The 15438-nt window shown below is 44.0% G+C and carries 13 protein-coding genes; all 13 read left to right on the top strand.

What is annotated here, in order from left to right:
• Positions 1-422 (top strand): hypothetical protein (locus WC819_06380; GenBank protein ID MFA5986943.1); only part of this gene is annotated, 422 nt, incomplete at its 5' end.
• Between the two features lie 495 nt (positions 423-917).
• Positions 918-3404, top strand: a complete 2487-nt coding sequence (locus WC819_06385) for a tail fiber domain-containing protein (protein ID MFA5986944.1) — start codon at positions 918-920, stop codon at positions 3402-3404.
• A 31-nt stretch (positions 3405-3435) separates the two neighbouring features.
• Positions 3436-3735: a hypothetical protein gene (locus WC819_06390; GenBank protein ID MFA5986945.1), complete on the top strand. Its 300-nt coding sequence runs from the start codon at positions 3436-3438 to the stop codon at positions 3733-3735.
• Between the two features lie 7 nt (positions 3736-3742).
• Complete coding sequence (locus WC819_06395) at positions 3743-4876, top strand: FISUMP domain-containing protein (protein MFA5986946.1); 1134 nt, start codon at positions 3743-3745, stop codon at positions 4874-4876.
• 286 nt (positions 4877-5162) lie between these two features.
• A complete protein-coding gene (locus WC819_06400) occupies positions 5163-5450 on the top strand; it encodes a metal-sensing transcriptional repressor (protein ID MFA5986947.1) in 288 nt (95 codons plus the stop codon).
• A 16-nt stretch (positions 5451-5466) separates the two neighbouring features.
• Positions 5467-6582: an efflux RND transporter periplasmic adaptor subunit gene (locus tag WC819_06405; GenBank protein MFA5986948.1), complete on the top strand. Its 1116-nt coding sequence runs from the start codon at positions 5467-5469 to the stop codon at positions 6580-6582.
• 1 nt (position 6583) lies between these two features.
• On the top strand, positions 6584-9823 hold the full coding sequence (locus WC819_06410) for an efflux RND transporter permease subunit (GenBank protein ID MFA5986949.1): 3240 nt from the start codon (positions 6584-6586) through the stop codon (positions 9821-9823).
• Positions 9824-9896: 73 nt separating this feature from the next.
• Complete coding sequence (locus WC819_06415) at positions 9897-10541, top strand: DedA family protein (protein MFA5986950.1); 645 nt, start codon at positions 9897-9899, stop codon at positions 10539-10541.
• 35 nt (positions 10542-10576) lie between these two features.
• The gene (locus WC819_06420) at positions 10577-10813 is read left to right on the top strand and encodes a DUF2892 domain-containing protein (GenBank protein ID MFA5986951.1); all 237 of its coding nucleotides are present in this window, start codon (positions 10577-10579) and stop codon (positions 10811-10813) included.
• 93 nt (positions 10814-10906) lie between these two features.
• Positions 10907-12274: an MBL fold metallo-hydrolase gene (locus tag WC819_06425; GenBank protein MFA5986952.1), complete on the top strand. Its 1368-nt coding sequence runs from the start codon at positions 10907-10909 to the stop codon at positions 12272-12274.
• A 487-nt stretch (positions 12275-12761) separates the two neighbouring features.
• Entirely contained in the window at positions 12762-13292 is a 531-nt protein-coding gene (locus tag WC819_06430) for a rhodanese-like domain-containing protein (GenBank protein ID MFA5986953.1), read from the top strand.
• A gap of 36 nt (positions 13293-13328) precedes the next feature.
• Positions 13329-13646, top strand: a complete 318-nt coding sequence (locus WC819_06435; protein ID MFA5986954.1) for a rhodanese-like domain-containing protein — start codon at positions 13329-13331, stop codon at positions 13644-13646.
• 76 nt (positions 13647-13722) lie between these two features.
• Positions 13723-15426 carry an arginine--tRNA ligase gene (gene argS / locus WC819_06440; protein ID MFA5986955.1) on the top strand — a complete coding sequence of 568 codons (1704 nt, stop codon included), beginning with the start codon at positions 13723-13725 and terminating at the stop codon, positions 15424-15426.
• Positions 15427-15438: the final 12 nt, after the last annotated feature.

Here is a 15438-nt window from a genome sequence, read left to right on the forward strand (position 1 = left end):
AAAATGATGTACTTCGATTGGCTGATATGCTTGCGATCGATCCAAACAAAATTATTGTCGCAACAGAAGAAGGTGATGTCACCATCACAGGCATCATGACAACAGACACACTCGTTGCAGAGGATGTACAGACAAAAAAACTCACCATTGACGACAACGTCACAACAACGGATGAAAACGAAGAAGAGATCAACGCCGCATCCGTAGGCACAGCGACGATCCCGGCAGACAAAACAGAGATTACAGTACAAACAACTGCGATCACAGAGGATAGCAGGGTGTTTGTGACGGTAAAAAATGCGCCGGAAGTTGTAGCGGCACAGGTGAGAGACATTGAGGATGGACAATTTGTTATTGAAATGGATAAATCTGTGAGCAAAGATATTATGGTTGATTGGTTTGTCGTAGGGGGGACACAATAAAATCCCTCCCTGCCTACCGGTAGGCAGGCGGCAGGCAACTCCCTTTGCAAAAGGGAGAGTTCTTAATCACTTTCTATCTACTCTGCCTACCGGCAGGCAGGCTTTAGCGGTGGCACACGGAGCGCAGGCAGGTTTCATGGGAATGACATACTGATCGATTCTACAAAATTTTTTTTGTCATTTTTAAATATATCCAGTAAGTATTTTAGGTGAAAATGACGTTCCCGGATTCGTGGTAAAGAGAAGGGAAGCACATAACGCATATTGCCACAAATGCCAAAAAGTATGATATAATTACGCGCAGATAGAACAAAATAAAATACCCACCGTCGCTTTTTGCAAAAAAGCTATGGCGGACAAAGCCAAAAAAGAATGTTTCTCACAAAAATACACAAAAAAACTGTAAAAAACACTTTTGTATTGACAGGAGGCATCTTTGCTTTCTCTTTCTTTTTATTTTTTATTTTTACCATGTTAAATGGAGCTCAATTTAACATGGTGAACTTTCCAATTGCTCTTGCTGCTCCCGACCCAGAACTCACATACCATGGTAAACTCACGGATACTCTCGGTCTTGCTGTGCCAAACGATGATTATGACTTCACTCTGACAATCTGGAATGATCCCACAAGCACAGACACAGCGGACTGTCTGTGGAGTGCGCGCGGAACATGTGAAACACCCACAAGCAAGTCTCTTACAGTGACAAATGGCATCTTTACCACAACACTCGGAGAAGCATTGGATAATCCACTCAATATCCCCTTTGACGCAAACTACTACTTGGAAGTACAGATCGGCACAAACTCCCCCATGTCTCCCAGAAGAAAGATCACCCCCACAGGCTTTGCACTCAACGCGCACAGACTGAACGGTCTTACAGCGGACAATTACATCGATACAAGTGCAACAGCGCAAACAAAGCAAGGAGATCTCACAATTGATGGTACACTCACACTGGGAAGCAATATCCTCCCGGACACAGATGACACCTATACACTCGGAGATTCCACACATCGATGGCAGGATCTCTATTTGGGACCCAGTTCATTACATGTCGGAGAAGACGGTGATGAAGGCGTGATCAGTTATGATACGGCAAATGATATTTTCAGTTTTGACAAAGCGGCAACATTTGGCACAACCACAAACAACATCGAAGGAACGATCCGATACACCGGTACAGACTTTGAGGGATATGATGGGACAAGTTGGATTTCTCTTACATCCGGTGGAGGATCCACAACTTTTCTCGGACTTACGGATACGCCGAGCAGTTACACAACTGGTTCAATCCTTTTTACCTCAAGTTCATCTGTGACAGAGGATAATGCAAATTTCTATTGGGATGATACAAATAACAGGCTGGGAATCGGCACGAGTACACCAGTGGCAATGCTCAGTCTATTTGGTGCGTCCAACAAATTACGTCTTTCATATGATGCGTCGAATTATACGGATGTTTCTGTAGACAGCGGTGGTCAATTTATGATGGAGAGTTCATACGGATCTGATGCAGCAATGATCATCGGTAGTGGACTTTCCCAAGATGCGTCTCTACAGTACGATGGATTTAATCATGATTTCTTTGCAGGCATTGATGATACAACGGGACTGTATTCGATCGGTGTGGGTACAAGTGTGGCAGCATCATCAACAATTATGGGACCTGGCACGGTGACCAACACAGCGGGCGGGACAACAGTGACCGGTGTGGGCACGAAATTTTTGAGTACATTTCGTGTAGGTGGTACGATCACGATCGGCGCACAGACTGTTGCGATATCAGCGATCGCATCGGACACATCTATGACAACAGCCGCAATCACAGCCGCAAATACGGAAGTGTCATATACGTATAGTGGTGGGACGAAGTTTGCAATTGAACCAAGTGGTAATGTGGGCATTGGCATCGCGGATCCTCTTTACGCACTTGACGTGCTCGCACCGGGGACGACCGGAGTGATCGCGCGATTTGTGAGCACAAATACAACGGGTTGTACTTTGGCCACGGGTGGAACCATCAGCTGTACATCTGATCAGAGACTCAAAAAAAATATTACTGATAGTGATTATGGATTAGATGCAATTTTGGCATTACGACCGACAGAGTATAATTGGAAATATGAACAAGATGATACGATAAAATCACTTGGTTTTATAGCGCAGGAGGTTGAGGAAACTTTGCCACAGCTTGTCGTAACAGATGCTATAACCGGATACAAACAATTGAATACAATCGGAATTGTCCCCGTTTTGGCGAAAGCCATCCAAGAGCAACAGCTTCTGATCACAAAAAACTCGGATGCATTAAAGTTGACCGCGCAATCAAATGATGTGCTCAATTTATCAAGTGCAGATGATCAGATGCAAAACGATATCGATGATGCACAATCCGCAATTGAAGAAGTAAAAGTCCGACTTGATGTTGTAGAGGCAAATACGCGATCAGACCTTATCACAGAGATTCAAAATAATATCGACGATGTTGCAGAGATGCAGGCATCTCTAACGGGATTTTTGAATAATGTGGCTCCGGAAATACTTATCAACCCTGAACGCATCGTATATACTGATGAAAAGAACGGACTTACAATCAATGGCATCATTGTTGCTGACAAGATCGTTGCTCAAGAAGTCGAGGCAGGCAAATTGACTATTACACGTAGCGGAGATGACGCCACGACAGGAACTGCGACGATTTGTCCCAAAGATATGATCGTCGATACAAGCGGTAAATGTGAGACAAATACCGACAGTGATGCAAAAGTCAGCAATGGCAAAGATCTGTTCGTAAAATCGGATTTTATAAATGAGAATGTAGCAGTGTTTATGAGTTTTGAAAATGATCCAGACACGACGAGTTGGGTCGAGAAGGTGAAATCTGATGATGGAGATGAATATACCGGTTTCAAAATTCGCTTGAGGGATGCGGTTACGGACAAAGTGGTAGTGCATTGGTGGATTGTAGATGCTCAGTAGTGTCTGGAGACATAATTTAATGACAAAAGCAATGTTAAATTTTCTCGCGTTTTACAAAAAGCGTATTATTGTGGCAATGAGCATACGGTTTTGTGTAGTAGGGAGTTTTGTCGCGTATCATCTTATCACAACACCAAACACACTCACATCCGCTCTCAGTGATCATGGAGTGGGTATGGCAGCCAAAGAAAGCTTTGCGCTTGCGCCAACGGTTGCTTTTGCTCAAAATGACAATGGTTATGAGATTGTAGATGATTCCAATACTGATTTACAAATCACATACGCCAATTATTATTCGTATTTTATACTTTCATTTTTTGGGTGTTCATAAGCAAAATATGTATAAATGTAAAATTATTTTCGGGCTCACATTCCTTTTTACGGCTATTTTTTTCTTTTGTGTTTATCACACCGTAGATGCTTTTACCTGTGGCACAGACACTGTTTCTTATGGAGGAAAAAACTACGCCACTGTTCAGATTGGCACAACACAATGTTGGTTTAGAGAAAATCTCAATGTTGGCACAAGAATTGCCGGCACTGCAATGCCTGCAGATCCTGCGCCAACTCTCGATGATCCTAGCACCGTTTCCAAATGGTGCTACAATAACACGGAAGCAAATTGTACAACAGATGGTGGACTCTATTCTTGGGCGGAAACCAATGCTCTTTCTAGTGTTTGTAACACGACAGCATGTACTCCGCCAGCTCCCAACCAAGGTATTTGTCCGACAGGGTGGCATATCCCCACTCATGATGAATATACGACTTTGGAAAGGGCAATTTGCACCTCAGGCACATGCGCCACTGATTTTCCATTTGATGTTACTTCTTTGGGTTGGCGTGGTACCAATGAAGGCTCCAAATTATCCACTTTTACTCTCAATGGAAACAATTCCAGCGGTTTCACCGGTTTGCTAGCTGGTGGTCGTTATACTGGTGGCAGTTTCTCTGATCGCGGTGCGTACACGTCCTTGTGGTCTGCGTCTGCACAGTTGGCTTCCAATGCATGGGCACGTGGACTGGGTTCAGTGCAAGCTAAAATCGATCGCAATGCCTACACCAAGACATATGGATTTACAGTTCGTTGTGTCAAGGTTATCACAACTTCCATAGTCACGACCGATGCAGTCACCTCCATCACGTCAACAACAGCCGTTGGTAATGGAATGGTCACTGATACAGGAGGAAACAATCCTACTAGATATATTGAGTGGGGTACTACTAGTGGGTCGTATTCTAATTCTTGTTCAGCTGGTGCCGGGAGTATGGGCGCATATTCATGTAGTATGACAGGTCTTTCGGTTGGCACGACATATTATGTTAGGGCAAAAGTTGTGAACTCAGCCGGCACTACCTATGGAAGCGAGACGAGTTTCGTAGTTACTGTGGGGTCTACGAGAAATACCGTCAAAACACGTGGCACAGTCAAAACTCGCGGAGATGTAAAAATGGGCAATATTGGTAACTGATAGGATATTTCTTTCGATTGCTTGATATTTGCATCAATTCTTGAGGTTTTTTATCTGAAGTGTTTATATCACAAAAAGGAATGTTCGTAATTCTTCCATCTCCTTTTATAAATATAGATGACGTGTGTGGCTCCTCTTGCGAGTCAATTCAAGATCGCATAAGATCAAAATCGGAGGAGAAGAAATTTCTCTTCCGCTTTTTTTGTTTTCCTTGACAGAATATTTTTGTATGATACTATATCTATACCTATGGTATAGGTATATAATATGATCATACTATAAAAATATGATGGACAAAAAAGCAAAGATCGCAATCGCACTCAAAAAGGCGCGCACGAGCATCGACCAAATTCTTCATGCGATGGAATTATCGGATGAAAAGAAGTGTTTTGATATCATTCAGCAAAATTTGGCGGTGATCGGACTGCTCAAGTCGGCAAACATGCTCATGTTGGAATCGCATCTGGACGCATCTGTGGAAAGTATAAAAAACATGACACCGTCAGAAAAGAAAAAAATGAGGCAAATTCGTGACGAGGTCGTACGCATCGTGCAAACGGCGCAAAATAAATAATTCATCCATATATTATATGCAGAAGAAACAGAAGGTTATTTTCATAGTGTCGATTTTTGTGGTGACGATCGCTGGCGGTGTCGCGATTTTGGGATTTCCGGAGCGGGGTGTGGCACGGCAATCGGCGGAAGAAAAGGCGTATCCTGTAAAAGCGATCGTGGCAACGGCCGGTGCTTTTGTGCCACAGGGTATGTATGGCGGTTTTGTGCAAGGAAGAGAGCAGTCGATCGTATCGCCAAAGATCAATGGACGCTTGGTAGAGATGAAAAAACATGATGGTGATGTCGTGCATAAAGGTGACACAATTGCTTTGCTCAGTGCGGATGAATTGACACAACAGGTTTTGGGCGCACAAGAGATGATCTCATCGCTCGGAGACACTCTTCAGGACACAAAAAAGTATTATGGGCAAAAGATCGATGAGACAAAAAGTGATGATACAAGCAAAGAAGCGATTTCCAGTGCAAAAAAGTTGCGAACGTTGCAAATGCAGAATGTACAAAACGGTATTGTGGAGGCGCAAAGCAATTTGCGTGTTGCACAGAGCCTTGCCAAGGAGACAATCGTTCGTGCACCGTTCGATGGTGTGATCATCCGCACATTTCAAGACGATGGTCAGATCGTCGGTTCCACGACACCGATCTTTGAGATCGCAGATCGCACAGAGATGAAGGTTGAGATATTTGTTGCACAAGATGTCATGCAATCTCTCGAGATTGGTGATCCTGTTGCGATATCAAGCGATGAAAGCGATGAAAGTGAGGAATTTTTTGCCGGTACGGTCACGGCTGTCGGTTTGCGCGCGCAAAGTAGCGGGCAACAGGCGCGGATTACCGTGCGGGTTGATGATCCTACACATGTGCAATTGGGACAATATGTGACGGTTCGTTTACCGCAAGATGATGTGCGCGATGATGTGATCATGGTGCCGGAAAATGCTATCGTACAAAAATATGATGACATGTTCGTTTTTGTGGTGGAAGATGATGTGGCGGTACAAAAAAAAGTAACACTCGGCGCGACAGGTGACGATATGGTGGAGATCGCCTCGGGTATTTCTGCGGGAGATCGTGTAATTGTGGAGGGGATGTATACAATCAAAGATCGTTATCATGTACATATTTATGAATGATATGAAAAATCTCCCACAAATACGCCTTGGCATTGCCGGACGTTTAACACAACTTTTTTTGCACAACACGGTGTTGTCGATCTTGTCGATTGCTGTGATCGTGGTGTGGGGTGTTGTGTCTTTTGTGATCATGCCAAAACAGTATAATCCGGAAATTGTCGCACCGGCATTTGTGATCACAACCGATTATCCCAACGCAACCAGTCATGATGTCTATGAACAGATCACACGACCGATGGAGGACAAAATTGCAGAATTGAAAAATATCGATGGGATTGCATCACAAAGTCTCCCTGGTGGGCGAAGTATCGTCACTGTAAAATTTGAGATTGGCTCAGATCAGGGGGATGCAAAGATCGCACTCAATCAGAAATTGCAAGACAACATGATGCTCAAACCGCTCGGTGCGCAGGATCCGATGATCCAGTCGATCGATCCTGATGACGTGCCAATCGTTGATATCGGTCTATCATCGCACGTTTATGGTGAGAGTTCTTTGCGGAAGATGGCTTTTGATGTTGCTGATGAGCTAAAACAGGTGGAAGGTGTGTCAAAGGTTGATGTGGTCGGTGGACGTACGCAACAATTGTCCGTTATGCCACGCAGTACGCAATTGGCTGCACATCAGATTTCCATGCAGGAGATCATGGCGACAATTGCGTCGGCAAACGGCGTCTATACATCTGATATGATCACAGGAGATCAGCGAAATTTTGTGGTGAATGTGTCCGGTACCATCACATCGCCACAGGATGCTGCACAGCTCATCGTGCGAGAAGAAAATGGCGCTTTTGTACGATTGGGGGATGTCGCGGAGATCGCATACGATACGGGTGAAATCACAAATTATATCGATCTCACGGATAAAAACGGTGAACAACCGATCGTGCATATTGCATTGGCAAAACTCAAAGGCACAAATGCAACAACTGTTTCAGATGGCATCAAAGAAAAACTTGAGACATTGCATGGCTCGGTGATTCCGTCAGATGTAGCAACGGTGTTTTTGCGTGATGAGGGAGAGGTTGCTCAAAATGAGATCAGCAAATTGACATTCGATCTGATCAAATCCATTGTGATTGTCGCGGTGTTACTTATGGTCTTTTTGGGCGTACGTAACTCGATGGTGGCTGCTGTATCTATCCCGCTTGTTTTACTGGTTGTCTTTGGTATGGGTCTGCTCTTTGGACAAACGGTTAATCGTATTACACTTTTTGCACTTATTTTATCGTTGGGACTTTTGGTCGACGATGCAATCGTCGTGATCGAAAACATTGCGCGATATTTCCGCTTGTATCCCGGAGAAGATAAGAAAAAAGTGATCGTTTCCGCTGTGAATGAGGTTGGCTCCGCATTATCGCTCTCGACCGTAACAATGGCATTGGCGTTTGTGCCGATGGCGTTTGTCACCGGCATGATGGGTCCATACATGGGTCCGATCCCATTCTTTGTACCAGTCGCACTTTTGGCGTCACTTGTGCTTTCTGGTTCGATTAATCCGTTTCTTGCACTTCTTTTTACAAAACAAAAAACACGTCATACAGAAAATATCTTTTTGCGCGGTTTTGGTGTGATGGAAAAAAGATACGCGCAATGCGTCGCATTTTTGCTTGCAGAAAAAAAACGATATCGCATGGTGATCATCGGTGTAGCGGTTATTTTTCTGTTTTCGATCATTTTGCCTTTTACGCCACTTGTGCCGTTTCGCATGTTGCCAAAAGCGGATCGTGACCAGTTTTATGTGTATCTCGATCTGCCAAGTAGTGCCACAAGTGAGCAAACGCGATCCGCGACGCGTTTTGTGACGCAATCGCTTTTGTACGATCAATTTGTAGAAAATGTGGAAAGCTTTTCAGGGGAGGCACCTGTAGAGGACTTTAACGGTTTGTTTCGGGGGAGCGCGCAACGCATATATGAAAATCAATCAACGATCAGAGTAAATCTCACGTCACATGAGGAGCGTAAGCGCACATCGGAAGAAATTGCGCAGGATTTTCGTGTGCGTGCGCAAGAAATCATAACGCAATACCCGGACCTCTCTGTGCGTATTGTAGAGGATCCGCCGGGACCGCCTGTTCTCGCAACGTTTTTGGTCAAAGTGACGGGAGATGATGATAAAGTTCGTGAGCGCATTACGGATGATCTGTTGATGCGTGTGAGAAAGATTTCCGGCATCGATGATATTGACGTGTCCACGCCGGATCATATACTCAACTATACATACAAGATCAACACGGATAAGGCGCAACAGCTCGGTGTTGCGCCGGCAGTAATTGCATCAACATTGCATACGGCACTTACGGGGTCTGTCGCCGGTATCTATTATCATAACGATGATGTATCGCGTCACGCCGAACAGGAGTATATTATTGTGCGATTGCCACGTGATGATCGTGATACAAAAGATGTTTTGTCAACATTATCTGTCGCAACTGCACAGGGTGCACAGGTAGGTATTATGGAATTTTTGGAAAAGACGGATGCTTCTTTTGATGTGCCGATCGTGACAGATGAACGCCGTGTCACGACATATGTTTCCGGTGAAATGGTGGGACGTAGTGTGGTTTATGCGTCAATTGATCTCTTATCGCAATTGCGCACATATCATATACCTGATGGTGACAGTCGTTTGACACACTGGTCGCTTTTTGGCGCGGAATATGAGGATGTGACGAGTGGAAAAAAATACCACATCATGATCGACGGGGAATGGAAATTGACATTGGAAGTGTTTCGCGATCTGGGCATTGCGATGGGCGTGGCGATCTTTATGATCTATTTTGTGCTTGCGGGCAAGATTCGGTCGCTTTTTATCCCATTGCTTATTATGGTCAGTATCCCGCTTGGTTTTATTGGTGTGTTTCCCGGATTTGCAATACTCTTTCTTATCAAGGGGACATATTTTAATGCAACGTCAATGATTGGGATCATCGCGCTTTCTGGGTTATCGGTAAAAAATGCCGTGATCTTTTTGGAGTATCTCGAACCGTTGCGTGCGACGGGACATGATTTGCGCACGGCTCTTGTGGAGACGGGGCGCATTCGTTTATTGCCGATCATCCTCACATCGCTTACGGCAATCCTCGGTTCATTGACGATCATTTCCGACCCTGTGTGGGAAGGATTGGCATGGGCGTTGATCTTTGGATTGACGGTGTCAACGATCTTGACGCTTGTGATCTTTCCGCTCATGTATTATGCGATCATGAAGGACAGATGGCAAAATAATGCGCAAAAATAACATTTTTTGCATTGAATTTGGGTGGCATGTGTGATATAGTGGTGCATAGACTTTACATTTCATGATTTTTACTATGGGAATTATCGATTTTATCATTCATATTGATGTGCATTTGGGTGAATTGATCGCGCAGTATGGCAGTGTAACATACGGTATTTTATTTGCGATTATTTTCGCGGAAACGGGATTGGTGTTCACACCATTTTTACCGGGGGATTCGCTTTTGTTTGCGGCGGGTATGTTTGCAGCAAATGGTTCATTTGATCCGCTTTTTTTGGCGGGACTGCTTATGGTTGCAACGCTGTCGGGGGACAACGTCAATTATTGGGTTGGACGTTATTTTGGGCAAAAGATCGTAAACAACAAGGTTATTCCAATCAAACAAGCGCATATCGACAAAACACAAGCATTTATGGATAGGTATGGTGGCAAAACGATCTTTCTCGCACGCTTCATGCCGATCGTGCGTACATTTGCACCGTTTGTTGCCGGTACGGGCAAAATGGAGTATCGCAAGTTTCTGCTTTTTAGCATTGCCGGCTGTGTCACATGGGTGTGTGGATTTGTATTTACGGGATATTTTTTCGGCAATATTCCGGTCGTGCACGATAACTTTTCTCTGGTTGTGATGGGCATTATTGTTCTTTCTGTAACACCTGCACTGTTTGAATTTGTCAAAAATATGATCAAAAAATATCGCACGAAAACTACTTCATGATATAATAAATGCGCATAATCATTAAGAAAAATATTATGGCAGAAGAAAAGCAAAAACACTATCGTATGTGTGTGGGGTACTGGCATATCCCGCGAGCAGTCTATTTGATTGGAGGATTTTTGATCTTTGCATCGGTTTTTCTTGCATTGGTTTTTGATGAAAAGTGGCTCTATCTCACCCTCTTTGTCGGGTTCATGTTCATGAGTTTTGCGCTTACGGGATATTGTCCAATGGCAATTCTCTTGGATAAAATAGGCTTGCGACGGGAATAAAAATATTTTATTGTAAAAAAATAATAAAAATGCAACATATCATGTTTATGTGACGGCTTTTTTGTGTTATGCTAAAAGGAGTAAAATAAAAATATGCCGAAAAAATCAACGATTACATTTTATGGCGGTGCGGGGTTTGTTACGGGGGCGAACTTTCTTTTTGATACGGGGGAGCGGAAGATCTTGATCGATTGTGGATTGCAACAAGAAGGCACGGGATGTTATCTCAAGGACAATGAATTTCACTACGATCCGGACTCGGTGGATTTTTTGATCGTGACACATGCGCATGCGGATCATATTGGCAAGATTCCCAAGCTGGTCCGTGATGGTTTTCGCGGGACAATCTATTCTACACCGGCGACCAAAGATCTCTCGGCTGTGATGTTGGATGATGCGTTGCGCATCTTGACAGACGATGCAGATGAGATTGGCTGTGAGCCGCTTTATAGTCGCAGTGACGTCATTCAAGCGCTTTCGCAGTGGCGCACGATCGAATATCATCATCAATTTACGGTAGGAGACGGGGTATTGATCGAGTTTCTGGATGCGGGGCATATCTTGGGCAGTGCAATGGTGTCATGTGAGCGCGACGGGTGCAAGATCATTTTTACGGGAGATCTGGGTAATTCACCGGAATTGATCTTGCCGGACACGGAAAAAATTCATGGTGCTCATTATCTCCTCATGGAGAGTGTGTACGGTGATCGCAATCATGAAAATCGACAGGATCGCACAGAGCGTTTGGCGCAAGCTCTGCGAGATAATTATAAACGTGGTGGCACATTGCTTATCCCGACGTTCGCACTACAACGCGCACAAATCCTCCTTTATGAGATCAACAGGCTTGTGGAACACAAACGTGTGCCGGAAATGCCGGTGTATTTTGATGCGCCACTTGCACAGCGAGTTACAGATATTTTTCGACGGTATAAAAAATTGTACAATACGAGAGTACAAGCAGAAATTGCACGCGGTGATGACATCTTTGATTTTCCACGTTTTGTCAGTGTGAAGAATATCTCAGAGTCTCTGGCATTGGACAAAAAGAGCGGACCAAAAATTGTGATCGCAAGCTCCGGTATGTCCAACGGAGGACGTATCCGATTGCATGAGAAGAAATTATTGGAAGGAAAAAAGAATACGATTCTTTTTATCGGCTATCAGGCTTTCGGGACGCTTGGACGGGAGATTTCGGAACAAAAGAAAAAGAAAGTGTATATCGATGGAACATGGGTGCGCGTGCGGGCAAAGGTTGATATGATTCAGGGATATTCGGGGCATAGAGACAGTAACAATCTGGTTGCTTTTGTGGGGGATAGCGCGGATACGTTGGAAAAAATCTTTGTTGTCATGGGTGAGCCGGCATCGGCACAGCATTTGGCACAGAAATTGCGTGATAGATACAAAATAGACACAAAAGCGTCGCGAGAAGGTGATGTGGAAGAGATTGATTTTTGATGTTTTAGGACTTACGCGCTTGGCACATTTCTTCGTCTGCAATCTGCGGTGCTCGACGCAGTAGCATGTACTACAGCTTACTCCGCTCCTTGATTGCACCTCGAACTGTACTCAAGCGCGTAAGTCCTATGTTTATGAAAAAACACACAACCCTCTATAAGAAAGAGGGTTGTGTTTTGTAAAGCCTTGTATGTTGTGGGATCTTTGCACAGACGGTGTTTTGTATGTGTATGTGTTTTTTGATGTCTGTGGCAGGTGCATATGTAGCGCTACCAAACCTCGTAAATGGATGACACTTGCGAGTCTATCTTTTTGTTTGTGTGAGCTTGTGTGATGCATCACTGGGATCTTTTATATTATATTTTTTAAAACGTACAAGGCATACATTGGTTGTACCAAACAATATTTTTTTTGTCAAAAACTTTACTGTGGATAACATATCGGTGTAAGATGAATGTAGGGGATATATAAGTAAAAATAAAAAAACATGACACAAATAATTTCCGCAGTAGACTTACAGGCGGCCATAATGGCAGACACAGATCAAAAACGTGTGTGTGTCGACGTGCGCACGGAAGTGGAGCATGATGCAGAATGTATCGCAGGATCGATCAATATCCCATTGGATCAGTTACAAAGCCATTTGGGCAAGTTGAGAGCGTTTGATGATGTGTATGTCTATTGCGCATCGGGAAATCGATCAGCGATGGCATGTGATATCTTGCAAAAAAATGGTTTTGCACGATTGTATGATCTCGCGGATGGACTCAATGGGTGGAAATTGAGTAAGTTGTCGACGATTGGACAGGGCAGAAAACGCATTCCATTGATGCAACAGGTGTTGATCGTCGTGGGTACAACAGTGATGGGCAGTATTATTTTAGGATATACGGTACATGATCTGTTTTTGCTTATTCCGCTCATGATGAGCATTGGTCTGCTCTATGCCGGTTTTAGTGGTAATTGTTTGATGACAAAGGTTCTGATTAAGATGCCGTGGAACCGGAGAAAAGAGTGATTTTTTGTACTGTAATTTGCATAAAAATATAATTTTATGGTTATTTCATCCGTGTCTCCCGTGGAGGCAAAGGAGATCCTTGATGCTAGCAGAGATGAAGCAATCCTGCTCGATGTGCGCACTGATGGGGAATACCAACGCGTGCATATTCCGGGCTCAGTCCTTATCCCTGTGGAAGAGTTACAAAAACGATGCAATGAACTGGATCGCAAAAAGAGAATTGTGGTATATTGTGCATCAGGAAATCGTTCACAAACAGCATGTCGCATCCTTGAGACGGAGGGATTTGGCGAATGTATCAATATGGCTGGCGGTATTGGTGCGTGGATCACACATGGTTTGTCCGTGGAATAATTTTTTTTGATTCCTTCCTTTTTTTGTCTGTGCGTGGTAGAGTGTGGGTGTATAAAAGCCTGTTTAATATTCGTGTATGAAAAGTGCGATCGAGAGTATTGTCATCAATGCCATTTTACGTCTTCAAGAGAAGGGCTCGTGGGGAGTTTTTGTGATGCCGAAAATTCAGATCGATCGACCAAAAGACAGTGCGCATGGCGATTGGATGACCAATGTCGCATTTGTCATCGCAAAGGAACTGCAAAAATCACCGGTTGCTGTAGCGGAGGAGTTGGCTGGAGAGATCAATGCGGTTGCCAATGAAGCGGTTGCGCGTGCAGAAGCGGTTGCACCGGGATTTGTGAATTTTATTTTGCATCGAAATGCTCTCGTGAGTATGGTTCGCCAAATTATGACGGACAAAGAAAATTACGGCAAGAATACGGCGTTGGCGGGGCAAAAAGTCATGGTGGAGTATACGCAACCAAATCCATTTAAGCCGTTTCACATTGGACACTTGATGAGCAATACGATCGGAGAGTCTCTGGCACACATTATGAGTTTTTGTGGTGCAACAGTAATTCGTGCGAATTATCAGGGCGATGTCGGTCCGCATGTTGCAAAGTCACTGTGGGCGATCCAGAAGTTTGGATATGATATCAATAATATTGATGAAATCGGAAAGGCGTATGCCAAAGGACATGAGGCATACGAATCGGATGCAAAAGCCAAAGAGGAAATTCAAGCGATCAACAAAGCGATCTATATGTGCAGTGATGATGCGCTCATGAAGCTGTACGTCATTGGACGGCAAAAAACTCTAGAGCGGTTTGAAGAAATTTATGCGATTCTCGGAACAAAGTTTGATGTATATTATTTTGAGAGTGAGACGTGGAAAAAGGGCGCACAAATTGTACGCGATCATATGGGAGATATTTTTGAAGAGAGTGAAGGTGCGATCATTTTTGATGCCGAGAAATATGGTTTGCACAAACGTGTGTTTATCACAGCGCAGGGTTTGCCGACGTATGAGGCAAAAGATATCGGGTTGGCGATGCTTAAAAAAGAAACGCATCCATCCGATGTGTATTTTATGACAACTGCCGTAGAACAGGATGAATATTTCAAAGTGGTAAAAAAAGCAATCGAATTGGTCAATGCATCATTTGAGGGAAAGATTCGTCATATCTCCCATGGTATGATGCAGTTGTCGACAGGCAAGATGTCCTCGCGCAAAGGCAATGTGATCACGGGGGAGTCGCTTATCGCTGATGCGCAGGAAGTCGCACGAAAAAAGATGAGTGAACGGGCAATTGATGATAAGAGAGATGAAACGGTAAATGCAATCGCAGTAGCGGGGATCAAATTCAGCATATTGAAGCAACATATCGGTAAAAATGTAGTATATGATGCAGGAACGGCGTTGTCTTTTGATGGGGATAGTGGACCGTATGTGCAATATACCTATGCACGATGCCAATCAGTAATTGCAAAAGCACAAGAAAAAAATATCACACCGTCTCTCACTGATGTATGTGATGCATCGATGATCTTGGAACGATTACTTACGCAATTTCCTGATGTTGTTGCACGTGCAAATGTAGAGAATGCGCCACACCATATTGCAACTCATCTGATCAAATGCGCGCATGAGTTCAACGCGTATTATGCAAAAAATATCTTTGTCGATGAGAAGGATCATCGGCAGTCAGCATATCGCATTGCACTTGCACAAGCTGTTGCACAGGTTCTCAAAAATGGACTGACGCTGCTCGGTATTTCTGCTCCGGAAAAAATGTAATTAGTAGTTATA

It is taken from the genome of Parcubacteria group bacterium (genome assembly GCA_041660065.1).
Taxonomy (GTDB): Bacteria; Patescibacteriota; Minisyncoccia; order Moranbacterales.